At 64.0% G+C, this 21,907-nt stretch carries 17 protein-coding genes and 1 tRNA gene; 11 read left to right on the top strand and 7 right to left on the bottom strand.

Going from position 1 to position 21,907, the window contains the following annotated elements:
• Positions 1 to 23: 23 nt before the first annotated feature.
• The 10 genes from AC1DJB_RS10290 (at position 24) to pyk (ending at position 14,807) form a co-directional block, all read left to right on the top strand.
• Positions 24 to 1,604, top strand: coding sequence for an anthranilate synthase component I (locus AC1DJB_RS10290; RefSeq protein ID WP_306962447.1), 1,581 nt, complete (start codon positions 24 to 26; stop codon positions 1,602 to 1,604).
• Positions 1,601 to 2,206 (top strand): Trp biosynthesis-associated membrane protein, encoded by a 606-nt coding sequence (locus AC1DJB_RS10295; RefSeq protein ID WP_284990679.1) that lies wholly within the window; start codon positions 1,601 to 1,603, stop codon positions 2,204 to 2,206. The genes AC1DJB_RS10290 and AC1DJB_RS10295 overlap by 4 nt, the downstream gene beginning before the upstream one ends.
• A gap of 89 nt (positions 2,207 to 2,295) precedes the next feature.
• The gene (locus AC1DJB_RS10300; protein ID WP_236817197.1) at positions 2,296 to 2,568 is read left to right on the top strand and encodes an HGxxPAAW family protein; all 273 of its coding nucleotides are present in this window, start codon (positions 2,296 to 2,298) and stop codon (positions 2,566 to 2,568) included.
• A gap of 2 nt (positions 2,569 to 2,570) precedes the next feature.
• Complete coding sequence (gene trpC, locus AC1DJB_RS10305) at positions 2,571 to 3,389, top strand: indole-3-glycerol phosphate synthase TrpC (protein WP_441437376.1); 819 nt, start codon at positions 2,571 to 2,573, stop codon at positions 3,387 to 3,389.
• 108 nt (positions 3,390 to 3,497) lie between these two features.
• Positions 3,498 to 4,880 carry a tryptophan synthase subunit beta gene (trpB, locus tag AC1DJB_RS10310; RefSeq protein ID WP_441437375.1) on the top strand — a complete coding sequence of 461 codons (1,383 nt, stop codon included), beginning with the start codon at positions 3,498 to 3,500 and terminating at the stop codon, positions 4,878 to 4,880.
• The gene (gene trpA, locus AC1DJB_RS10315; RefSeq protein ID WP_236817209.1) at positions 4,880 to 5,692 is read left to right on the top strand and encodes a tryptophan synthase subunit alpha; all 813 of its coding nucleotides are present in this window, start codon (positions 4,880 to 4,882) and stop codon (positions 5,690 to 5,692) included. Before trpB ends, trpA begins: the two co-directional genes overlap by 1 nt.
• A 20-nt stretch (positions 5,693 to 5,712) precedes the next feature.
• A complete protein-coding gene (gene lgt, locus AC1DJB_RS10320) occupies positions 5,713 to 6,924 on the top strand; it encodes a prolipoprotein diacylglyceryl transferase (protein ID WP_441437374.1) in 1,212 nt (403 codons plus the stop codon).
• A gap of 262 nt (positions 6,925 to 7,186) precedes the next feature.
• Positions 7,187 to 11,800 carry a glutamate synthase large subunit gene (gene gltB / locus AC1DJB_RS10325; protein WP_441437373.1) on the top strand — a complete coding sequence of 1,538 codons (4,614 nt, stop codon included), beginning with the start codon at positions 7,187 to 7,189 and terminating at the stop codon, positions 11,798 to 11,800.
• The gene (locus AC1DJB_RS10330; RefSeq protein ID WP_284990672.1) at positions 11,793 to 13,250 is read left to right on the top strand and encodes a glutamate synthase subunit beta; all 1,458 of its coding nucleotides are present in this window, start codon (positions 11,793 to 11,795) and stop codon (positions 13,248 to 13,250) included. The genes gltB and AC1DJB_RS10330 overlap by 8 nt, the downstream gene beginning before the upstream one ends.
• Before the next feature lie 57 nt (positions 13,251 to 13,307).
• On the top strand, positions 13,308 to 14,807 hold the full coding sequence (gene pyk, locus AC1DJB_RS10335; RefSeq protein WP_059389080.1) for a pyruvate kinase: 1,500 nt from the start codon (positions 13,308 to 13,310) through the stop codon (positions 14,805 to 14,807).
• Between the two features lie 133 nt (positions 14,808 to 14,940).
• Here the strand turns inward: pyk and AC1DJB_RS10340 are convergent, their stop codons facing one another.
• On the bottom strand, positions 14,941 to 15,546 hold the full coding sequence (locus AC1DJB_RS10340) for an ANTAR domain-containing response regulator (protein WP_059389079.1): 606 nt from the start codon (positions 15,544 to 15,546) through the stop codon (positions 14,941 to 14,943).
• Between the two features lie 196 nt (positions 15,547 to 15,742).
• On the opposite strand from AC1DJB_RS10340, the gene AC1DJB_RS10345 reads away from it, so the two are divergent.
• Positions 15,743 to 15,824 (top strand) — tRNA-Leu (locus tag AC1DJB_RS10345).
• Positions 15,825 to 16,042: 218 nt separating this feature from the next.
• On the opposite strand, the gene AC1DJB_RS10350 is transcribed toward AC1DJB_RS10345, so the two are convergent.
• From AC1DJB_RS10350 to AC1DJB_RS10375, 6 genes are all read right to left on the bottom strand, one after another.
• Positions 16,043 to 16,225, bottom strand: coding sequence for a hypothetical protein (locus AC1DJB_RS10350; protein WP_476910194.1), 183 nt, complete (start codon positions 16,223 to 16,225; stop codon positions 16,043 to 16,045).
• 275 nt (positions 16,226 to 16,500) lie between these two features.
• The gene (locus AC1DJB_RS10355; RefSeq protein ID WP_476910195.1) at positions 16,501 to 16,833 is read right to left on the bottom strand and encodes a hypothetical protein; all 333 of its coding nucleotides are present in this window, start codon (positions 16,831 to 16,833) and stop codon (positions 16,501 to 16,503) included.
• An 88-nt stretch (positions 16,834 to 16,921) separates the two neighbouring features.
• Complete coding sequence (locus AC1DJB_RS10360) at positions 16,922 to 17,941, bottom strand: acetylxylan esterase (protein ID WP_476910196.1); 1,020 nt, start codon at positions 17,939 to 17,941, stop codon at positions 16,922 to 16,924.
• Positions 17,928 to 19,199: a Gfo/Idh/MocA family protein gene (locus AC1DJB_RS10365; RefSeq protein WP_476910197.1), complete on the bottom strand. Its 1,272-nt coding sequence runs from the start codon at positions 19,197 to 19,199 to the stop codon at positions 17,928 to 17,930. Before AC1DJB_RS10365 ends, AC1DJB_RS10360 begins: the two co-directional genes overlap by 14 nt.
• Entirely contained in the window at positions 19,196 to 19,990 is a 795-nt protein-coding gene (locus AC1DJB_RS10370; RefSeq protein WP_476910198.1) for a ThuA domain-containing protein, read from the bottom strand. The genes AC1DJB_RS10365 and AC1DJB_RS10370 overlap by 4 nt, the downstream gene beginning before the upstream one ends.
• Positions 19,983 to 21,890, bottom strand: a complete 1,908-nt coding sequence (locus AC1DJB_RS10375; protein ID WP_476910199.1) for a beta-L-arabinofuranosidase domain-containing protein — start codon at positions 21,888 to 21,890, stop codon at positions 19,983 to 19,985. Before AC1DJB_RS10375 ends, AC1DJB_RS10370 begins: the two co-directional genes overlap by 8 nt.
• Positions 21,891 to 21,907: the final 17 nt, after the last annotated feature.

Genomic DNA, 21,907 nt, shown 5'->3' on the forward strand with positions numbered 1-21,907 from the left:
CAAGAAGGCGGAGAACACAAACCATGCAGGACCTTGGAATCATCAGCCCGGGCCTGGAGGAGTTCCGCGAACTCGCCGCACACAGCCGGGTCATCCCGGTCCGGCTCAGGGTATTGGCCGACGCCGAGACGCCCATCGGGCTCTACCGCAAGCTGGCCCAGGGCCAGCCCGGCACCTTCCTCCTGGAGTCGGCAGCCGTCGGCGGAGCATGGTCACGCTATTCCTTCATTGGCTCCCGTTCGCGTGCAACACTGACCAGCAAGGACGGCCAGGCCCACTGGATCGGCGAGCCTCCCGTCGGCGTGCCGGTAGACGGCAGCCCGGTCGACGCCGTCCGTGACACCATTGCAGCCCTGCAGACGGACCGTTTCCCGGACCTTCCGCCCTTCACCTCCGGCCTGGTCGGCTTCCTCGGGTGGGAAACCGTCCGGCACTGGGAGAAACTGACCAGCCCCCCGGAAGATGACCTCCACCTGCCGGAACTGGCCCTGAACCTTGTCACCGACATGGCTGTCCACGACAACATGGACGGCACCGTCCTGCTGATTGCCAACGCGATCAATTTCGACAACAGCTCCGAACGCGTCGACGAAGCCTGGCACGACGCCGTCGCCCGCGTGAAGCGCCTCCTGGACCAGATCAGCACCCCCGTGAAGCAGCCCGTATCGGTGTTGCAGTCCGAAGCCCTCGACTTCGCGTCGAGCGTCCAGGAACGTTGGAACGAGCAGGAATACCTCAACGCGATCGACCGCGGCAAGGAAGCCATCGTAGACGGCGAGGTCTTCCAAGTGGTCATTTCGCGACGCTTCGAAATGGAGTGTGCCGCGGATCCGCTGGATGTCTACCGCGTGCTGCGCAACACCAACCCGAGCCCGTACATGTACCTCTTCAGCCTCGAAGATCCGGACGGCCGCGAATACACGATTGTCGGTTCCTCTCCCGAGGCCTTGGTGACCGTCACGGGCAATGAGGTCATCACCCACCCCATTGCCGGTTCGCGGCCCCGAGGCAAGACCGTCGAGGCCGACAAGGCGCTGGCCACCGAGTTGCTCGCGGACCAGAAGGAGCGCGCCGAACACCTCATGCTCGTGGACTTGTCCCGGAACGACCTGTCCAAGGTTTGCGTTGCAGGAACCGTGGACGTTACGCAGTTCATGGAGGTGGAACGCTTCAGTCACATCATGCACCTCGTGTCCACGGTGGTCGGAGAGTTGGCGCCCGGGGCGAAGGCATACGACGTGCTGAAGGCTACCTTCCCGGCCGGTACGCTCTCCGGTGCCCCCAAGCCGCGCGCCTTGCGTCTCCTGGACGAACTCGAACCTCACCGGCGCGGCATCTACGGCGGCGTGGTGGGTTACCTGGACTTCGCAGGCGATATGGACATGGCGATCGCCATCCGTTCAGCATTGTTGCGTGAGGGCCGGGCCTACGTCCAGGCGGGCGGCGGGATCGTGGCCGATTCCCACAAGCCTTCCGAAGCGCTCGAGACTGTCAACAAGGCGGCGGCCCCCTTGCGTGCCGTGCACACCGCGGGATCGCTCCACAACATTTCCCCGGACGCAGTTTCCGTGGAGACGGTCGTCGACGGGAACCCCGGCCTGTGAGCGCTGCCCGCCCTCAGCCGGCCACCACCAAGCCTCCCGTGTGGGCACGGAAAGGCAATGTCGTGCTCGGCATGGCAATTCTTGCCCTCGCGGTCTTCGGGACCACCACACAGACCTGGATCAACGTCCGGCTCGATCCCGCTGCCGCGGCGAATGCCGATCTCCACGTCCAGGGGAGCAAAGCGGCAACTGCGGTGACCGCACTCGCGCTCGTGGCACTTGCCGGGGGACTGGCATCGTCCATCGCGGGCAAGGTTTCACGCTGGATCATTGCAACGATCATCGTGCTTGCCTCGGCAGGGATCCTCATTGCCGCGGTGACCGTCCTGGCGGATCCCCTCGGCGCGGCGCAGGGAACCATTGCGGCGACCACCGGGATTTCGGGTGGGCAGGCAGCTGCGTCGTCCACTGTGTTCCCCGTGCTCGCGGTCGTGGCTGCGGGCCTGCTCGCTTTGTGCGGCGGCCTGCTGCCGCTCGCGGGCCGGCACTGGAAGGCGCGCACCAAGTACGACGTCGCCAGCAGGGCGGCCCTCGCGGGTTCCGGGCCGGTCGACGAGATCGATAGCTGGGACAGCCTCTCGCGCGGAGAAGACCCTACGTAAGACCCGACTGTCCGGACGTCGGACGATGTCCCGGGTGCGGTCAATAAATGGCAGAATGTAAGCAGTATTCATCCTGAGGAGATTTTCACATGAGCAAAACCACAGTGTCCGCGAGCAAGGCCCCTGTGACCGCTGCGAGCCACAGCGACGCCATCGGCCACGGCAACAGCCCGGCCGCGTGGACCTGCGTGATTGTCATGCTGGTAGGGGCCTTGGTGTCCTCCATCGCCTTTGTCATCGCCAGCACCCCCATCTTCATCGCCGGCATCGTCGTGATGGTGGCCGGCCTGATTGCCGGCTGGGCCATGCGCAAGGCCGGCTACGGCGTCGACGGCAGCAAGCTGAAGAACGCCGGCCACTGACTGTGACCGTTCTTGATGACATCATCGTCGGTGTCAGGGAGGACATGGAGGCCCGCCGCCGTCTTGTTTCCCTCGACGAGCTGAAAGAGCGCGCCGCGGCCACCGCGCCTGCGCTGGACGCGTGGGCTGCCTTGGGCGGTCCGGCGGCCAGCCGCGACGAACTGAAGGTCATCGCGGAAATCAAGCGCCGCAGCCCCTCCAAGGGCGATCTGGCGAGCATCGTCGACCCCGCGGCCCTTGCGGTGCAGTACGCCGACGGCGGTGCCTCCGTGATCAGCGTCCTCACCGAGCAGAGGCGCTTCAACGGGTCCCTGGCGGACCTCGACGCGGTGCGTGCCGCCGTCGACATTCCGTTGCTGCGCAAGGACTTCACGGTTGACGAGTACCAGATCTGGGAAGCCCGCGCCCATGGCGCGGACCTCATCCTGCTGATCGTCGCGGCGCTATCGGACGCACAGCTGCGGGAATTCAGCGCGTTGAGCCACGAGCTCGGCATGAACGTCCTGGTGGAAACCCACACGCCCGAGGAAATCGAGCGTGCGGCCGCGGCCCAGGCCCGGATCATCGGCGTGAACGTCCGCAACCTCAAGACGCTCGACGTCGACCGCTCCCTGTTTGCCTCGCTCGCCGGAAGCATTCCGGCGGGAGCGGTGGTCGTGGCCGAGTCCGGCGTGCGAAACGCCGACGACGTCGCGCATTATGCGGGGAACGGTGCCGACGCAATCCTTGTGGGCGAAGCCCTTGTCAGCGACTCCACCCCGCGCCAGCGGATCAGCGAATTCAAGGCGGCCGGAGCTGCCGCCATCGCCGTCAGGACCTGAGACAGGGCTGATTCGCGGCGTGGACCCGGACAGCAGCAGACGCGGCTGGTAGCTGTCCTGTGGCTCCTGGAAATACCCAACTACCAACTGAACAGGACGGTGAGACTGATGGTGGACGCATCAACAGCCAACTCGCAAGAGAACGTGGCAGACGCATTCCTACAAGGTGGAGCCTCGCTCCGCAACGCCGCCGGGCCGTACTTCGGCTCGTACGGTGGACGCTGGATGCCCGAGTCCCTCATCGCCGCCCTGGACGAGGTCGAGGACACGTTCGAGAAGGCCAAAGCCGATCCGGAGTTCCTTGCCCAGCTGAAGGACCTCAACAAGAACTACTCGGGCCGTCCGTCGCTGCTCACGGAAGCCAAGCGTTTCTCCCAGCACGCCGGCGGGGCCCGCATCTTCCTCAAGCGCGAAGACCTGAACCACACCGGATCCCACAAGATCAACAACGTCCTCGGCCAGGCTTTGCTCGCGAAGCGCATGGGCAAGACCCGCGTCATCGCTGAGACCGGCGCCGGCCAGCACGGAGTTGCCAGCGCCACCGCCGCGGCCCTCCTCGGCCTGGAATGCGTCGTCTACATGGGCGCGGAGGACTGCCGCCGCCAGGCACTCAACGTGGCCCGCATGCAGCTCCTCGGCGCTACCGTGGTTCCCGTGACGAACGGATCACAGACGCTCAAGGACGCCATCAACGACGCCCTCCGCGACTGGGTTGCCAACGTGGACAACACCCACTACCTGCTGGGCACCGCCGCCGGGGCACACCCGTTCCCGGCGATGGTGCGCTTCTTCCACGAGGTCATCGGCGAGGAAGCCCGTGCCCAGATCCTGGAGCAGACCGGAAAACTTCCGGACGCCGTCTGTGCCTGCATCGGCGGCGGTTCCAATGCCATCGGCATCTTCCACAGCTTCCTGGATGACGCCTCCGTGAAGATCTACGGCTTTGAAGCCGGCGGCGACGGTGTCGAAACCGGACGCCACGCGGCCGCGATCACCCTCGGACGGCCCGGCGTGCTGCATGGTGCCCGCTCCTACCTCATGCAGGACGAAGACGGCCAGACCATCGAGTCCCACTCGATTTCGGCAGGCCTGGACTACCCGAGCGTCGGCCCGGAACACTCCTACCTCGCAGACATTGGCCGCGTCACGTACGAGCCCATCACGGACACCGAGGCCATGGACGCGTTCCGCCTGCTCTGCCGGACTGAAGGCATCATCCCCGCCATCGAGTCCTCGCACGCCCTGGCCGGCGCCATCAAGGTGGGCAAGCAGCTGACCGAAGGCAAGGAGAACCCGGCCGACACGATCATCATCGTGAACCTGTCCGGGCGTGGCGACAAGGACGTGGAAACGGCGGCCGAATGGTTCGACATGTTGGATGAAAACGGCAACGTCAAGGGCACCACCCTCTCCACGCGCAAGCCCAAGGGCCCGTCCGAACGCAGCAACCTTGAGATCAGCACTGACGAAGCAAGCGAGGGCCAGAACTGATGACTGAGCAGATGACCAGCAAGTCCGCGGCCGCGATCGACCGTGCGAAGGCCCAGGGCCGGGCCGCGTTGATCGGATACCTCCCGGCAGGCTACCCGGACGTTCAGTCAAGCATCGACGCCGGCATCGCCATGGCGCGTAACGGCGCGGACCTCATTGAAATCGGCATCCCGTATTCGGACCCCGTCATGGACGGCGCTGTCATCCAGGCTGCCACCACGGAGGCAATCGCCAACGGGTTCCGTGTTGCCAGCGTCTTCGACGTCGTAGCGGGCATCACTGCGGCCACCGACGCCGCCGTGTTGGTCATGACCTACTGGAACCCGGTCATGCGCATGGGCGTCGACGAGTTCTCGCGCAGGCTGGCCGAGGCCGGGGGAGCCGGGCTCATCACGCCGGACCTTATTCCGGACGAGGCAGCCGAGTGGTTTGAAGCTTCGGACAAGTATGGACTCGACCGGGTCTTCCTCGTGGCCCCGTCGTCCACGCCGGAACGCCTGGCCATGACGGTGGAGGCAAGCCGCGGCTTCGTCTACGCCGTCTCCATCATGGGTGTCACCGGAGCCCGGCAGTCAGTCAGCAGCGCCGCGGAGAAGGTTGTGGCCGATACGCATGCTGCCGGCGCCGAACGGGTTTGCGTCGGACTCGGTGTCTCCACCGCGGACCATGTCCGCGAGATCGCCGCTTACGCCGACGGCGTGATCGTCGGTACCGCGCTGGTTGCGGCAATCCGCGATGGCGGCGTTGACGCCGTCGCGCAACTCACCAAGAACCTCAGCGCCGGCCTCGGCCGCGCAACAGCGCAGGCCTAGAAAAAGGAAAAGCGTAGACAATGCAGAGTCTCCTCCACGTCGCGGCAATGGCTCCCATGAGCATTCCGAGCCCCTCATGGTCCGGATTTGATATTCCGCTGCCGTGGGGGACTCTGCGCATCCATGCGTACGCCCTGTGCATTCTTCTGGGCATCATCCTGGGCCTGTGGCTCACCGCCGTGCGCTGGAAGCGCCGCGGCACCCCGGAAGGCAGCCTGTGGGACATCGCCATCTGGGCCATCCCCTTCGGCATCGTGGGCGGCCGGCTCTACCACGTCATCTCCTCACCGGACGCCTACTTCGGCCCCGGCTTCAACGGCACGGGTGACCTCTCCCTGATCCCGCAGATCTGGCGAGGCGGCCTGGGTATCTGGGGTGCCGTGGTTCTCGGCGTTGTCGGTGCCTGGCTCGGTTGCCGCCGGTCCGGCGTCAAGCTCACGGCCTTCCTGGATGCCGCAGCCCCCGGGCTGCTGCTGGCGCAAGCGATCGGACGATGGGGAAACTGGTTCAACCAGGAACTCTTCGGCGGACCCACCACCTTGCCGTGGGGCCTCCAAATAGATCCCAACAGCCCCAATTTCCCGGCCGGAATGCCCAGCGACACGCTCTTCCACCCGACGTTCCTTTACGAATCCCTCTGGAACATCGTCGGCGTCGTGGTCCTCCTCGTCCTGGACCGCCGCTTCCATTTCCGCCGCGGCAGGCTCTTCTGGCTGTATGCCATCTACTACACGCTTGGCCGCGTCTGGATCGAAGCGTTGCGGATCGACGATGCCGAACAGATCAACCTCTTCGGCATCACCACGCGGCTCAACGTATGGACGAGCATCTTCGTCTTCGTCGCGGCGCTCATCATCTTCATCGCCCTGAGCCTGCGCGGTAGGCCGGAACCGGACACAGCGTACCTTCCCGGCAGGGAGCCCTCCGCGGTGACAAGCGACGAAGATGAGCCCGCCGCCAACTCAAATGCCGATGAGCCGACTGCTGCCACTGAGACGGACAGCACAATTGTGACCGATGCGAAGGCCCATGATACGGACGGATCTGTCTCAGATACCGGTGCGCATGGTAATCTCCGGAATAACCAAAGCGATCTGGGCCATACTGCTGAGCCTACGGAAACGGCCGAGGAGTCACACGCCGGCGTCACGTCGGATTCCGGCTCCGCGTCCACCGAAACCACCGCCAGCAGCGCCCCCGGATCCGGGCCGGAAGCTGGCAGCACCAAGTAGCCAGCGCTACGGCACAGGGGAACCGGGCTACCGCCCAGAGGCCCCCGGCCACAGCGTCGTGGCACACTTGGCAGTCGCCCGGCAGCACACAGAGGCTCCGCGGTCAAGCTTGGGTCAGGGGCATGCGTAACTGTTCGTTGCGACTTGCCCGCTGACCTACAATTTCAAGTAACTAGCGCTTTGTTATGCCCGTCACACGGCAGGCAAGGTGGGGCCAACGTTGTCCCTTCCATTCGCACGATCTCGAGGAAGGACGTCTTCAATGACCCATCTTCATAACCCAAGCTGGTCCGAAACAGTCGAACCGCAGGGGGCCATCTCGCCCTTCAAGCGTTTCGCTGCGCTCCCGGAAGCCCAGGGACTCTACAACCCTGAGCAGGAGAAGGACGCTTGCGGCCTGGCCATTATCGCCACCCTGCGTGGTGAACCCGGCTATGACATCGTGGAAGCGGCACTGACTGCCCTGCGCAACCTCGAACACCGCGGCGCCGTGGGCGCCGACGAAGGCACGGGCGACGGCGCCGGGCTCCTCATGCAGGTTCCGGACGAATTCTTCCGGGCCGTCACTGAGTTCGAGCTCCCCGCACCCGGCCAGTACGTGGTGGGCACCGCCTTCCTGCCCGCTGAAACCCGCGAAGCAGAGACCGCAAAGGCCGGCATCGAGGCGCTTGCAGTCGATGAGGGACTGACGGTCCTTGGCTGGCGTGAAGTGCCGGTGGTCGGGGACCTGGTCGGCGCCATGGCCCGTGCCTGCATGCCTTACTTCGCGCAGCCGTTCCTTGCTTCCGCGACGGGCGAAGTGCTGGACCGGAATGAACTCGACTCCCGGGCCTGGCGTATCCGCAAGCGTGCCCAGAACAAGTTCGGCGTCTACTTCCCGTCGCTGTCCTCCCGCACCATCGTGTACAAGGGCATGTTGACCACTGCCCAGCTGGAGCCGTTCTACCCGGATCTCTCGGACAAGCGCTTCAAGACCAAGCTGGCCATCGTGCACTCGCGCTTCTCCACGAACACGTTCCCGTCGTGGCCGCTCGCCCAGCCCTTCCGCACCATCGCCCACAACGGCGAAATCAACACCGTCAAGGGCAACCGGAACTGGATGCGGGCGCGCCAGTCCCAACTCGCGAACCCGCTGCTGGGCGACTCCCCGGAGGAGTTGTACCCCATCTGCACGCCGGGTGCCTCGGACTCCGCGTCCTTCGATGAGGTTGCCGAGCTGCTCTGGCTTTCCGGGCGGCCCATCACGCATTCGATCATGATGATGATCCCCGAGGCGTGGGAAAACCACGCCACGATGGATCCGGCACGCCGCGCCTTCTACGAGTACCACTCCCTGCTCATGGAGCCGTGGGACGGTCCGGCGGCGGTGTCCTTCACCGACGGCAACCTCGTTGGTGCGACCCTTGACCGCAATGGCCTGCGCCCCGGCCGTTACTGGATCACCGAAGACGGCCTGATCGTCTTCGCCTCCGAAGTCGGCGTGATCGAGGTCGAACCGGCCAAGGTGGTCAAGAAGGGCCGTGTTTCGCCGGGGAAGATGTTCCTGGTGGACACCGAAGCCGGTCGCATCATCGACGACGCCGAGGTCAAGGCCGAGGTGGCCGCGGCCAACCCTTGGGCTGAATGGGTCAAGGACAACCTGATCGACCTCAACGAGCTACCCGAGCGCGAGCACGTGCTGCACACGGCTGCGTCCGTGAACATCCGCCAGCGGACGTTCGGCTACACCACCGAGGAGTTGAAGATCCTCCTCGGGCCGATGGCCCGGACCGGGGCCGAACCGCTCGGCGCCATGGGCTCCGACACTCCGGTTGCCGTGCTGTCCAAGCGCCCGCGCTTGCTGTTCGACTACTTCGTGCAGTCTTTCGCCCAGGTCACCAACCCGCCCCTGGACGCGATCCGCGAAGAGCTCGTGACCTCGCTAAAGTGCGCCATCGGTCCCAACGGCAACCTTCTCGACGTCGGGCAGGTCCGCCAGCCGCAGATCTCCCTGCCGTTCCCGGTGATCAACAACGACCAGCTCGCCAAGATCGCCAACATCGAGAACGCCGACGGCGACAAGGTCGCCATGAAGGTCCGCGGACTCTACCGTCCGGAGGGCGGCGAAGCAGCACTGCGGAGCCGCCTCACGGAAATCTGCGAGCAGGTTTCCGGCGCGATCAACCGCGGCGTGCAGTACATCGTGCTGTCCGACCGCGACTCCAACGCGCAGTGGGCCCCGATCCCGTCCCTGCTGCTCGTCAGCGCGGTACACCACCACTTGCTGCGCAGCGCCAACCGCACCAAGACCGCCCTGGTGGTCGAGGCCGGCGACGTCCGCGAAACGCACCACGTGGCGGTGCTCGTAGGCTTCGGCGCTTCCGCCGTGAACCCTTACCTGGCCATGGAATCCGTGGAGCAGCTCATCAGCACCGGCGAAGTGGTTGGCGTGACTCCCGAAGACGGCGTCTACAACCTCATCAAGGGCCTCGGCAAGGGTGTCCTGAAGATCATGTCCAAGATGGGCATTTCCACGGTGGCTTCCTACACCGGTGCCCAAACATTCGAAGCCTTGGGCCTGTCCCAGGACCTCGTGGACGAGTTCTTCTCCGGCACCCACTCCCAGTTGGGTGGCGTCGGCCTGGACGTCATCGCCGCCGAGGTTTCGGCACGCCACCAGATGGCCTACCCGGAAGGCGGCATCGAGTTGCCGCACCGTCCGTTGCTCGGCGGCGGCGAATACCAGTGGCGCCGCGACGGTGAACCGCACCTGTTCAACCCGGAGACTGTCTTCCGCCTCCAGCACGCCACGCGCGAACGCCGCTACGACATCTTCAAGTCCTACACCAAGGGAATCGACGACCAGTCCGAGAACCTCATGACCCTCCGCGGGCTCTTGAAGTTCAAGGACACCCTGCGCCCCGCCGTGCCGCTTGAGGAAGTCGAGCCGGTTTCCAGCATCGTGAAGCGCTTCTCCACCGGGGCGATGAGCTACGGCTCCATCTCCAAGGAAGCCCACGAAACCCTCGCAATCGCCATGAACCGGCTGGGCGCCAAGTCCAACACCGGTGAAGGCGGCGAAGACGTGGACCGCCTGCTGGACCCGGAGCGCCGCTCCGCGATCAAGCAGATCGCCTCCGGCCGTTTCGGCGTGACCAGCCTGTACCTGACCAACGCCGAGGACATCCAGATCAAGATGGCCCAGGGCGCCAAGCCCGGTGAAGGCGGCCAGCTGATGGCGCAGAAGGTGTACCCCTGGGTAGCCCGGACCCGCCACTCGACCCCCGGCGTCGGGCTCATCTCCCCGCCCCCGCACCACGACATCTACTCGATCGAGGACCTCGCACAGCTCATCTACGACGCCAAGCGGGCCAACCCCTCGGCGCGCGTGCACGTGAAGCTGGTGTCCGAAGTCGGGATCGGCACGGTGGCGTCCGGCGTCACCAAGGCGAAGGCCGACGTCGTGCTCGTCTCAGGGCACGACGGCGGAACCGGCGCCTCGCCGCTCAACTCGCTCAAGCACGCGGGTGTCCCGTGGGAGCTCGGCCTGGCCGAGACCCAGCAGACGCTCATGCTCAACGGGCTCCGCGACCGCGTGGTGGTCCAGGTGGACGGCCAGCTCAAGACGGGACGCGACGTCGTCATCGCCGCCCTGCTGGGTGCCGAGGAGTACGGTTTCGCGACCGCGCCCCTGGTGGTTTCCGGCTGCATCATGATGCGCGTCTGCCACCTCGACACCTGCCCGGTCGGCGTGGCAACCCAGAACCCCGAGCTCCGCGCCCGCTTCAACGGCAAGCCGGAATTCGTGGTCAACTTCTTCGAATTCCTTGCCGAGGAAGTCCGCGAGCTGCTTGCCGAACTCGGTTTCCGCAGCCTCGAAGAGGCCATCGGCCACGCCGAAGTCCTGGACACCCGGGAAGCGGTGGACCACTGGAAGGCGGACGGACTCGACCTCGACCCGATCCTGCACGGCCTCGAGTTCGACGACGACGTTCCCCTGCGGAACCTCACCGGCCAGAACCACGAGCTCGACAAGCACTTCGACCAGCGCCTCATCGGTATGGCCGCCGAGGCTTTGAGCGACCGCACCCCGGTGAAGATCGCGGTCGACGTCATCAACACGGACCGGTCGGTCGGCACCATGCTGGGCCACGTCGTAACCAAGACGTTCGGCGTCGATGTGCTCGCGACGGACACGATCGACATCACGCTGAAGGGCACCGCCGGGCAGTCGCTGGGCGCCTTCCTTCCGGCAGGCATCACCCTGCGCATGTTCGGCGACTCCAACGACTACGTCGGCAAGGGTCTCTCGGGTGGACGCATCATCGTCCGCCCGGACCGCACCAACGTTTTCCAGGCGGAGCGCAACGTCATCGCCGGCAACGTGATCGGCTACGGTGCCACGAGCGGCGAGATGTTCCTGCGCGGCCAGGTGGGCGAACGGTTCCTGGTACGCAACTCGGGCGCGACCGCCGTCGTCGAAGGCATCGGTGACCACGGCTGCGAGTACATGACCGGCGGCCAGACGCTGATCATCGGCCGCACCGGACGCAACTTCGGTGCCGGCATGTCCGGCGGTACAGCCTACGTGCTGGACCTCCAGCCTGCCCGGGTCAACAAGCAGGCGTTGGATTCCGGCGAGCTGCAGTTGCTCGAGCTTGACGACGAGGACCGCACCATCGTCCGTAGCCTCCTGGTCAAGCACCTGGAAGAAACCGAATCCGTCCTGGCGGGCCGCTTGCTCGAAAACTTCGATGACACAGCCGCCCGCATCACCAAAGTTCTGCCGCGCGACTACGCCGCAGTCCTGCAAACCCGTCTCGACGCCATTGAAGAGGGCCTTGATCCCGATGGCGAAGAAGTATGGTCTCGAATCCTGGAGGTAACCGGTGGCTGATCCACGCGGATTTCTGAAAGTCCGGCAGCGCGAGACGCAGCCTCGCCGTCCTGTTCCCGTCCGCATCATGGACTGGAAGGAAGTCTACGAAGCCCAGGACAAGGGCGTGCTCAAGAGCCAGGCAGGGCGCTGCATGGACTGCGGCGTTCCGTTCTGCCACCAGGGCTGCCCGCTCGGGAACCTCATTCCGGAGTGGAACGACCTGACCTGGCGCGGCAAAGGCGAGGAAGCGATCGAGCGCCTGCACGCGACGAACAACTTCCCGGAGTTCACCGGCCGCTTGTGTCCCGCGCCGTGCGAAGCATCCTGTGTCCTGGGCATCAACCAGCCCGCCGTGACCATCAAGCAGGTGGAAGTTTCGATCATCGACGACGCCTTCGAAAACGGCTGGGTCCAGCCGCTTCCGCCGGCACGCCTCTCCGGCAAGACGGTCGCCGTCGTCGGCTCCGGCCCCGCGGGGCTTGCCGTCGCACAGCAGCTGACTCGGGTCGGCCACACCGTGGCCGTCTACGAACGCGACGACAAGATCGGGGGACTGCTGCGCTATGGCATCCCCGACTTCAAGATGGAAAAGGAGCAGGTCGACCGCCGCGTCGAGCAGATGAAGGCCGAGGGCACCCGCTTCCGCACGGGTGTGGCAGTCGGAAGCGACGTGACGTGGGAGCAGTTGCGCCGCCGTTACGACTCCGTGGTGATCGCCACCGGTGCCACCGTTCCGCGCGACCTTCCCATCCCCGGCCGCGAACTCGAAGGCATCCACTTCGCGATGGACTACCTGGTGCCCGCCAACCGCGTGGTTGCCGGTGAAACCGTCGAGGGCCAGATCGACGCCAAGGGCAAGCACGTGATCATCCTCGGCGGCGGCGACACCGGCGCCGACTGCCTCGGCACGGCACACCGCCACGGCGCCGCGTCTGTCACGACCCTCGCGATCGGCAAGCAGCCGCCACTCGAGCGCGCCACGCACCAGCCATGGCCGACGTTCCCCACGCTCTTCGAGGTTGCCAGCGCACACGAAGAAGGCGGCGAACGCACCTACCTCGCTTCCACCGTTGAGTTCGTCGGCGAAAACGGCAAGCTCACCGGGGTCAAGGTCGCCGAGACCGAGTTCGTGGACGGCAAGCGCCTCCCGAAGGCCGGCACGGAGCGCGTCATTCCGGCCGACCTGGTCTTCCTGTCGCTCGGCTTCACGGGGGCGGAACCTGCCGGTATCACCGAACAGGTCAGCGCAGAATTCGACGGCCGCGGCAACGTGGCCCGAGATGGGTACTACATGACCAACACCGAGGGTGTTTTCGTGGCAGGCGATGCCGGCCGCGGGCAGTCCTTGATTGTCTGGGCGATCGCCGAAGGCCGCGCCTGCGCTGCCGCCGTCGACAAGTACCTCATGGGCAGCACCATTCTCCCCGCGCCGGTGGCTCCCACCGACCGGGCCATAGCGGTCCTCTAAGGACCGGCGCACGACGCTTTCCCAACTCCAACCGCAGCACACTACTAGGGTAGGTATATGAGACGCGCAAAAATCGTGGCAACGTTCGGACCGGCAATTTCCAGCTTTGACAACACCCTCGCGGTGCTGGAAGCCGGCGTCGACGTCGCCCGCATGAACATGAGCCACGGAGACTACTCGGTACACGACAACACGTACGAGAACGTCCGCAAGGCTTCCGCCCAGCTCCACAAGCCCGTTGCCATCATGGCCGACTTGCAGGGCCCGAAAATCCGCCTGGGTCGGTTTGTCGACGGCCCCCACGAACTCGCCGTCGGTGACACTTTCACCATCACCACCGAGGACGTCCCGGGTACCAAGGAAATCTGCTCCACCACGCTCAAGAGCCTGACCGAAGACGTCAACGTCGGCGATGCACTCCTGATCGATGACGGCAAGGTTGCCCTGCGCGCCATCGAGGTTGACGACGTCAAGGTGGTCGCCACGGTGACCGTCGGTGGCTGGGTCTCCAACAACAAGGGCATCAACCTTCCCGGCGTTGCCGTCAACGTCCCCGCACTGAGCGAAAAAGACGAAGACGATCTCCGCTGGGCCATGAAGCGCGGTGTCGACATGGTGGCACTGTCCTTCGTCCGCGATGCGTCCGACATCAAGCGCGTGCACGAAATCATGGACGAAGAAGGCCGCCGCGTGCCGGTGATCGCCAAGATCGAGAAGCCGCAGGCAGTGGAGCAGCTCCACGAGATCATTGACGCGTTCGACGCCATCATGGTTGCCCGTGGCGACCTCGGCGTGGAACTCCCGCTCGAGGAAGTGCCGATCGTCCAGAAGCGCGCCATCGAACTGGCCCGCCGCTGGGCCAAGCCGGTCATCGTGGCCACCCAGGTCCTCGAATCCATGATCGACAACCCGCGTCCGACCCGTGCCGAGGCTTCGGACTGCGCCAACGCAGTGCTCGACGGCGCCGACGCAGTCATGCTTTCCGGCGAGACCAGCGTGGGCAAGTACCCGATCGAGACGGTCAAGGTCATGGCCCGGATCATCGAGTCCACGGAAGAACACGGTCTTGAGCGCGTTCCTCCGCTGGGGACCAAGCCCAAGACCCGCGGTGGCGCCATCACGCGTGCCGCCGTCGAAATCGCCGACCAGCTGGACGCAAAGTACATCTGTACGTTCACCCAGTCCGGCGACTCGGCGCGCCGTCTGTCCCGCCTGCGTCCCGTCAAGCCGGTGTTCGCTTTCACCCCCGTGGAGCACGTCTGGAACCAGCTGGCGCTCACCTGGGGCATCCAGCCCGTCCTCGTCCCCATGGTGGGCCACACTGACGCCATGACGGCCCAGGTGGACCGCAGCCTCCTCGAGATGAAGATCGTGGAGAACGGCGACCTCGTGGTCATCGCGGCCGGTTCCCCTCCCGGACAGGCCGGTTCCACGAACTCGCTCAAGGTCCACAAAGTGGGCGACCTCGCAGACACGTCCCGTGTGGAAGAGGCCGCAGCCCGCAAGGAAAAGGTCGGACCGTGGCCTGAAAAGAAGAAGTCCAAGTCCAAGGCCTGATCTTTTAGCGCTGTTGAGGAGGCTCCGCCGTGTGGCGGGGCCTCCTCTGTCTTGTTTTGGGGCGGGGTGGTTCGCGTCCGGAGACGACGAAGGGCGCCGCTTCCCGTGGAAGCGGCGCCCTTCGCGGGGAGTGCTAGTTGACCTGGTTGATGATGGTCTCGGCGACCTCGCGCATGCTGAGGCGACGGTCCATGGAGGTCTTCTGGATCCACCGGAATGCTTCCGGCTCCGTGAGGCCCATCTTCGTGGTCAGGAGGCTCTTGGCGCGCTCCACAAGCTTGCGCGTGGCGAATTGCTCCTGAAGGTCGGTTACCTCGCTTTCGAGGGCCCTGATCTCCTCATGGCGGGACAGTGCGATTTCGATGGCCGGGATCAGATCGGCCGGAGTGAAAGGCTTCACGACGTAGGCCATGGCCCCCGCGTCGCGGGCGCGCTCCACGAGTTCCTTCTGGCTGAACGCTGTCAGCAGGACGACGGGGGCAATCCTCGCCTTGACGATCTTCTCCGCGGCAGAAATGCCGTCCATGACAGGCATCTTGACGTCCATGAGGACCAGATCCGGCTTCAGTTCTTCGGCCAGCTGGACGGCCTTCTCACCGTTGTCGGCTTCACCGACAACGTCGTAGCCCTCACCCTTCAAGATCTCGATGATGTCCAGGCGGATGAGGGTTTCATCTTCTGCGACAACTACTCGGCGTGCCGGCTGGGATGCGGGCTTGGACTCCGTCTGTTCTGACACGGGATCTCCTTCAAGACGTACGGCGGGTTCTCAACCATCTTAGTTGCACCCGGTCCCTGCGTATGATTTATCGCTCGGCCGAGCCGGTTCTGGAATTTAGCCTATCTGCATGTAGAGTAGTTTCGCGCACTGCAACAGGGAGCGTTGAGTTCTGTGAAGAGCCCGACGTCGGTTAGTCTTGTTTCGGTGTTTCCGCGCCCGAGTGGCGGAATTGGCAGACGCGCCGCACTCAAAATGCGGTATCGAAAGGTGTGTGGGTTCGAGTCCCACCTCGGGCACGGCATACCCCCTCGTCAGAGGGGGTATTTGCTTTAACGTGTGTACAAATTAGGTGGTCAGTTCCCTCTGACATTGACCGCGGGGTGTGCCTGGCGCCGCGGTTCGCCTGTTTTGTTGTGGGGGAGCGGGTTCAGGGTCGTGGCTGGTTGGCCCTCCGCGTGCTGTGAGCTGGGGTTATATGTTCCTCTCTTGGTTCGTTCGGTAGGTCGTGGTTGGCCTACACCTCTTCATGGGTAGGGGTACTGAGCACGACATGACTTCGAGAGCCTGCGTCAAAGTTCTTCAGTTCTGGCTCATTGCCGGAGCGGAGAGCCTTAGCTGGGGACGGCTTTGTCAGGCCAAAGCGGGTCTGTACATTGTCCACACTTAAATCCGCTTTTTCGTAGCTGTTCGCAGCCATTTGCCTAGTCCTCCTTCGGCCCACATTCTGCTCATCGCATGCGGTGCAATGACGACATGACGCCGGTCTTGAATTTCATTGCGTGCGCGGTTCCGTCGCTGAGCCGACCGAGGGCATTCAGGCCGGATTTATCCGTTTAGTCGATGCGGCACTACGAATGCAAGGGGGGCGGCGCGGGCTCTTAGTCGTTGGCAGGGGCTGTGGAGGTTTGCCGGATCACGCGCTTGACGGCCGAGCGTGCGGAAGCGGCCAGTCTGCCGATAAGTGCCCTGTCGTCAAGCTAAGGAAGAGGGGACCGTCAGGGGCGTTGATTTCTCAGACTCGCCTTGGAACTCGGCCGACAGGGAAACCCCGAGGACGAATGCGGCACCATCGAAGACGTTCGTTTCGACGACCGCGCCCAGGTTCGAGTCGGTGATAATGCGGACAAGCAGGATCACGAACACGACGGCGCTGAGGACCGCTACGATGTGGGAGAACTTATGGATGCAGCGGTAGCCGATGATCGCCAAGGTTGCCGACATGAGGGCAACGTCGAAGTACCCACGGGACACAGAGACCGGGTTACCCTTGCCGAACACCTTGTTCTGATCTTGCATTGACAGCACGCGGCGAGGTTCTTGATGAGGATTGCCGTCGAAAATGCACAAACCCACTAGTAGCAGGTTTGTCTTTTCGGCCGATTTGAACCGGGAGTTAGACTAGGAGCTGGCGGAGAAACAGAACCTGCTTTATCCAGTGGTGTTCCTGCCCTCCTTCATGGTTGTTGAACCTGTACACCTCCATCTCCTTCGTTGGGCCGGGACGGGACGCGTCAGAAGTGCCCGAGCCGTACGCGTTGAAGCTGGCGAAGACAGTAGAGGGCGGGCAGATGTCGTCACTTTGCGCTGCCGAGTAGAGCGCAGGCGCCGTAGCCCATCGTCCGAGGTTGACGCCGTCGAAATAGCGCAGGACGTCAAGTACTTGCTCATACCGGTCCCGATGACGGGCAAGGAAGGCGGCGATTTCCGGGTACGGGCCACGCGGGGCGATGTCGATAGCGCGCGGAAAATCCTGCAGGAACGGGACGTCGGGCAAAGCTGCCACGACGCCGTCGAGCCGACCGGCCACCAGCCCGGAGACAGCTACCACAATGCCGCCGCCCTGACTTCCGCCGGCGAGGACGACTCGTGCCGCATCCACCTCAGGGTGGGATTGTGCTGCCTCCACTGCCCGGAAGGCATCCGTGTACACCCGCCGGTAGTAGTAGTCTTCGCGGCTGCCGACGCCCCGGGTCATGAAGCCGGCATAACCCACGCCGCCAGCCGACGGATGGGGATCAGCAGTCTCACCCACAGCAAAACCGTAACCCTGGCCACGGGTGTCCATGATGAAATGCGCGTACCCCGCCTGCGCCCACCCTGTTTCCTGGTTCGCCAGTCCCCGCCCACCGGAGTAGCCGACGTAGTGGACCACCACAGGCAGCCTGGAACCTGAGTCCCTGATGGCAGGGAGGTGCAGCCATCCCTTGATGGGTTCCCCACCGTACCCTGCGAAGGTCACGTCAAAGGTATCGATCACAGAAAGGTAGTTCTCGACGGGCTCAAACCGGGCGTTCAGGGGGTAGGCTCTGGCATCCCCGATCGTGGCATCCCAGAATTCGCGAAGGTCTTCCGGCATCGTCACATCGGAGGTATAGCTGCGGAGCTGGGCCAACGGGAGGTCAAAAAGTGGCATCGCGTCCGATTCTGTTGTTTTCTGGAGGGGCTGGCTGGATCTGGCTTGGCATTTCCGTACCAGGAGCAGGTCCGAGGGCGGCTGCGGCGGAGAAGGCACCATCGATGGACCAGGAGTGGAGGACGGCGGCCACGTCCTGCCGCTTCTCGTCCCGGACAGCCTCTTCATAGGAACGTTCCAGTAGTGCGTCGATCTGCACCCGCCAGCCGGTGGCTGCGCTTTCGATGGCTGCTTCCACCATGGCCAGGCTGAGGATGTTCGCGTGAACCTGACCCATGGGCGGAGTTCCTGTTCGGAGCGCTGAAACGAACTCGTGCAAGGATCCGTGGACGTCCGGGCCCGGCTCCTCCACCACTCTCGGGCCCGGGTGAACGGGGGCATGCACCTGAACAGTATCCTCTACAGCAATGTCAGCAGCGGCGTCTGCGGGGGAGGATGGGGTCACGGTCGGGGGATTATCACCGTCCCACACGACAGTCCCGTTTTCGCCGCCGAGCCGCCAGGCTGCGTTCCAGGAGGTTTCCTGCCCGGGGCTGCACCAGCTTCCGTTGAACACGAACCGCTCGCCGCCGGACATTTCGAAGGACGCTACGGCTGCCGCGTCCCCTCGATACCAGCTCCAAGCAGGGTTGTATTCCTCGCAGAATACGGAGACGGGGTCCGCGTCCAGGAGGAAGCGCGCCATGTCGAACTGGTGGATGGCCATGTCCAGCAGTAGCGGGTGCTCCATCTGGTCGCGGTATCCGCCGAAATGCGGTGCCTTGAAGAAATCGGCGGACAGCGTGCCCAGCCGGCCGAGCCCGCCGGCGAGAGCCTTGCCGGCGAACAGGTCGCGGTTGTAGCGGCGGGACTGGCTGACCATGAACAGCTGGCCGGTGAGCTCGGCGGCAGCGACCAGGCTCAGGCCCTGAGCCACGGTGGACGCAACCGGCTTTTCGCCCAGCACGGGAAGCCCGGCGAAGAGCGCCTCGGTGGATACGGGATGGTGGGCGGCCGGAACCGTGACGTTGATGACCGCCTGGGCGCCGACGTCGGACGCCAGTTGCGCTGTTCCCCTCCCCACCGGAAGGTCAGGTTTGCCGATCGAGGCGGCGCTGGCACGCGCGGCGTCCAGGTTAAGGTCAACGATGCCGCTGAGCTCCACGAGCGGGGAGGCCTCCACCGCCCCCAGCCAGGTGTGGCCCATGGCTCCGGCGCCGACCAGCAGCACTTTTAGCGGACCCCGGTCGTCCTCAATTGTCGCGAACGGGCGGCTCATGCCGTGGTTTCCTCGTAGATCGCGGTGGCGCCCTTGTAGTCGGCGCCCTTGTAGAACTCATCGGTGTCATATTGCAGCAGTTCCGGAAGTTCCCGGCGTGGCCGGTCGGTGAATGCCCACTGGACGGCGTTGGAGATGACCCGGCGGATGTCTTTGTGGTGATACACCGGGAAGTCCTGATCGCCGGGGCTGAAGTAGAAGATCTTGCCGTGGCCGCGTCGGAAGGTGCAGCCGGAGCGGAAGACTTCGCCGCCGCTGAACGAACTGATGAAGACCAGTTCCTCGGGCGCAGGGATGTCGAAGAATTCGCCGTACATTTCCTGCCCATCAATGATGATGGGGTGCGGAACGCCCTTGGCGATGGGGTGGGTGGGGTCCACGGTCCACACCAGCTCGCGGTCCTGCTCGCTCCGCCAGCGCAGGGTGCACGTGGTGCCCATGAGCTTGGTGAAGATCTTGGACCAGTGGCCTGAGTGGAGCACGATCAGCCCCATTCCCGAGAGCACATGGCGGTGCACCCGCTCCACGATCTCCTCATCGACGTCGCCGTGGGCCATGTGCCCCCACCAGGTCAGGACGTCCGTGTTGCCCAGGACCTCTTCGGTAAGGCCGTGCTCCGGCTCGTCCAGGGTGGCGGTGCGGACGTCGACGGCGGCACCCAGGTTCTCCTCGATACCCTCCTTCACTGCGCCATGAATGCCCCGGGGGTAGAGTTTTGCCACCTGCTCGTGTTCCTGCTCATGCCGGTTTTCGTTCCAAACTGTGACCCGGATCGGGGTGCTTTCACTCATTGAAGCTCCTTGTACTTCTGTCATCGCCGGACTCCACGGGAAAGTAGACCGTGTAGTCGCCTTCAGTTACGTCGGAAAGGGGTACGAATTGTATGTCAGGGGTGCGGATGGTGCGGTACGTGCCTGCATTCCACCAGTGATGCGTCCTGGTCTCATCCGGCGCGAGAATAGTGGTGGCGTCCCCGCCATGTGCGCGTTCGACTGGCACGCGCCGTGAGGTCAATCCAGCGAGAACATAGGGTCCGTCTTCGAAGGACAGTACGCCAGGGTTCTCGGGAGCAGGGATGGCCCGAACCCGGGTCGGAAATTCGACGCGTAGGAGATCTCCCGCCGACCACTCGCGATCGACGAGAACCCACCCTTCTTCCTCGACGTAAGCAAGCTCATTCTCGTTGCAATACACGCGAAGTGGGGCACGGACCCAATCTGGTATTCGTAGTCGCAACGTGAATCGCGTCGTTTGGTCTGGACGCACCTCGATATCGAAGACCATTCGGTCGGGGCGTTCGGTCGGCAGATCCGGCTCCAGACGTTGGATAGCGTTTAGACCGCGCAGGGTTTCAGTTTGTCCGAACACCACACCGTCGAGAGGATCCTGCTGAATCCGAATAGCGACGCTTGTGTCGGCAACATCGTCCCAATGTGTGTCCGAGGGTATGTATTGGCTGATGCGGAGACCATCCTCGTCTCGCTGCACGGCAGCCGTCGCGTGGTGAGAGTGCGCTTGCAGGAGGGTGCCGTGGCAGCACCAGAAGTCGTTGGTGCGCGAGCCCCATTGTTTCTCACTGCCAGGCGCGAGGGAAAGAAAGTACGTCACCATGCCTGTCTTCTGATTTTGCTGCGCAAAAATTCCGTTAACCAGGTTGCGTTCAAAGTAGTCCGCATAGCTCTTTTCGCCCGTCCAGCTATACAAGACTTGCGCCAAACGCATCATGTTGTAAACAGTGCAATGCTCCTGCACGCGGTGTAAACGCAAAAGTACAATCTTCGAAGGTTGCCAGACCTCTCCCGATGTAGACCCACCCGTACAGTAAGTGCCACGGGAAGTAACGGCCTGAAACCAAAACGCTTCGACGATGTCACGCCAGCGCCGGTCTCCCGTAACCTCCCACGCTCGGGCAGCGCCCAGTATTTCAGGGATTTGCGTATTGGCGTGCCTGTTGGTCAACACGTCCTCACCGTTGAGCAGACGATCGAAGAAGCGTGGGCGGTCGTAGCGACTCATCAACACTGAGTATTTATTCTCGCCCGTTTCGCCGTAGAGATTCGCCCAAATCTCCAGCATCCCCCCGGTCTCCACATCCAGAACATCGTCAAGCTGCCCGCGGCTCAAATGATCCGTCCACTGCACGAACCAATCAGCGAAGTTCGTGAGCAGCTTCAGCGCTGCGGCGCTGCCTCCGGTCGCGTACATGTCCCACAGCCCCATGAGGATCTTGTGAACCGTATATTGGGGTGCCCACACCTCCTGACCCTGCACAACCCGGTCCATATATCCGCGCGGAATCCCAGCCACCCACTGACCGCCATTCGCCTCCTGGCATCTGACCAGCTCTTTGACAATGTGGTTGGCTCGCGCTCGTACTTCCTCGTCGTGTGTTGACAGGTAGGCTGCGGCCGACAACCAGTGACCGAGGATATGTCCGCGAAGGTCACTCGTGGGCGATTCCCATCCCCAGTGCCAGTTTTCGGGGCCGTCGGCTGCAGTTTCTCCGACAGTTGTCCCTACGGAGCCGGAGTATCGCCACAACCCCGCCTCCATGCGATAGGGGCGAAGTAAGTTCTCAGCGGTGAGACTCATCAAATATTCGCGATTCACCTGTGCTCTGGACAGCGCGGGACCCTCAAGTAGTTCCGCATCACGAGGTCCTACGAAGCCAAGTGGAATTCTCTGATTCACAAGTTCTCCCGATCAGG

Source organism: Arthrobacter sp. 01T428, from assembly GCF_056398685.1.

Coding starts and splice junctions, on each gene's coding strand:
- AC1DJB_RS10300 (WP_236817197.1), top strand. CDS start 2,296: ATGAGCAAAACCACAGTGTCCGCGAGCAAGGCCCCTGTGACCGCTGCG.
- AC1DJB_RS10350 (WP_476910194.1), bottom strand. CDS start 16,225: ATGGCTGCGAACAGCTACGAAAAAGCGGATTTAAGTGTGGACAATGTA.
- gltB (WP_441437373.1), top strand. CDS start 7,187: ATGACCCATCTTCATAACCCAAGCTGGTCCGAAACAGTCGAACCGCAG.
- pyk (WP_059389080.1), top strand. CDS start 13,308: ATGAGACGCGCAAAAATCGTGGCAACGTTCGGACCGGCAATTTCCAGC.
- AC1DJB_RS10290 (WP_306962447.1), top strand. CDS start 24: ATGCAGGACCTTGGAATCATCAGCCCGGGCCTGGAGGAGTTCCGCGAA.
- lgt (WP_441437374.1), top strand. CDS start 5,713: ATGCAGAGTCTCCTCCACGTCGCGGCAATGGCTCCCATGAGCATTCCG.
- AC1DJB_RS10370 (WP_476910198.1), bottom strand. CDS start 19,990: ATGAGTGAAAGCACCCCGATCCGGGTCACAGTTTGGAACGAAAACCGG.
- AC1DJB_RS10365 (WP_476910197.1), bottom strand. CDS start 19,199: ATGAGCCGCCCGTTCGCGACAATTGAGGACGACCGGGGTCCGCTAAAA.
- trpA (WP_236817209.1), top strand. CDS start 4,880: ATGACTGAGCAGATGACCAGCAAGTCCGCGGCCGCGATCGACCGTGCG.
- AC1DJB_RS10360 (WP_476910196.1), bottom strand. CDS start 17,941: ATGCCACTTTTTGACCTCCCGTTGGCCCAGCTCCGCAGCTATACCTCC.
- trpB (WP_441437375.1), top strand. CDS start 3,498: ATGGTGGACGCATCAACAGCCAACTCGCAAGAGAACGTGGCAGACGCA.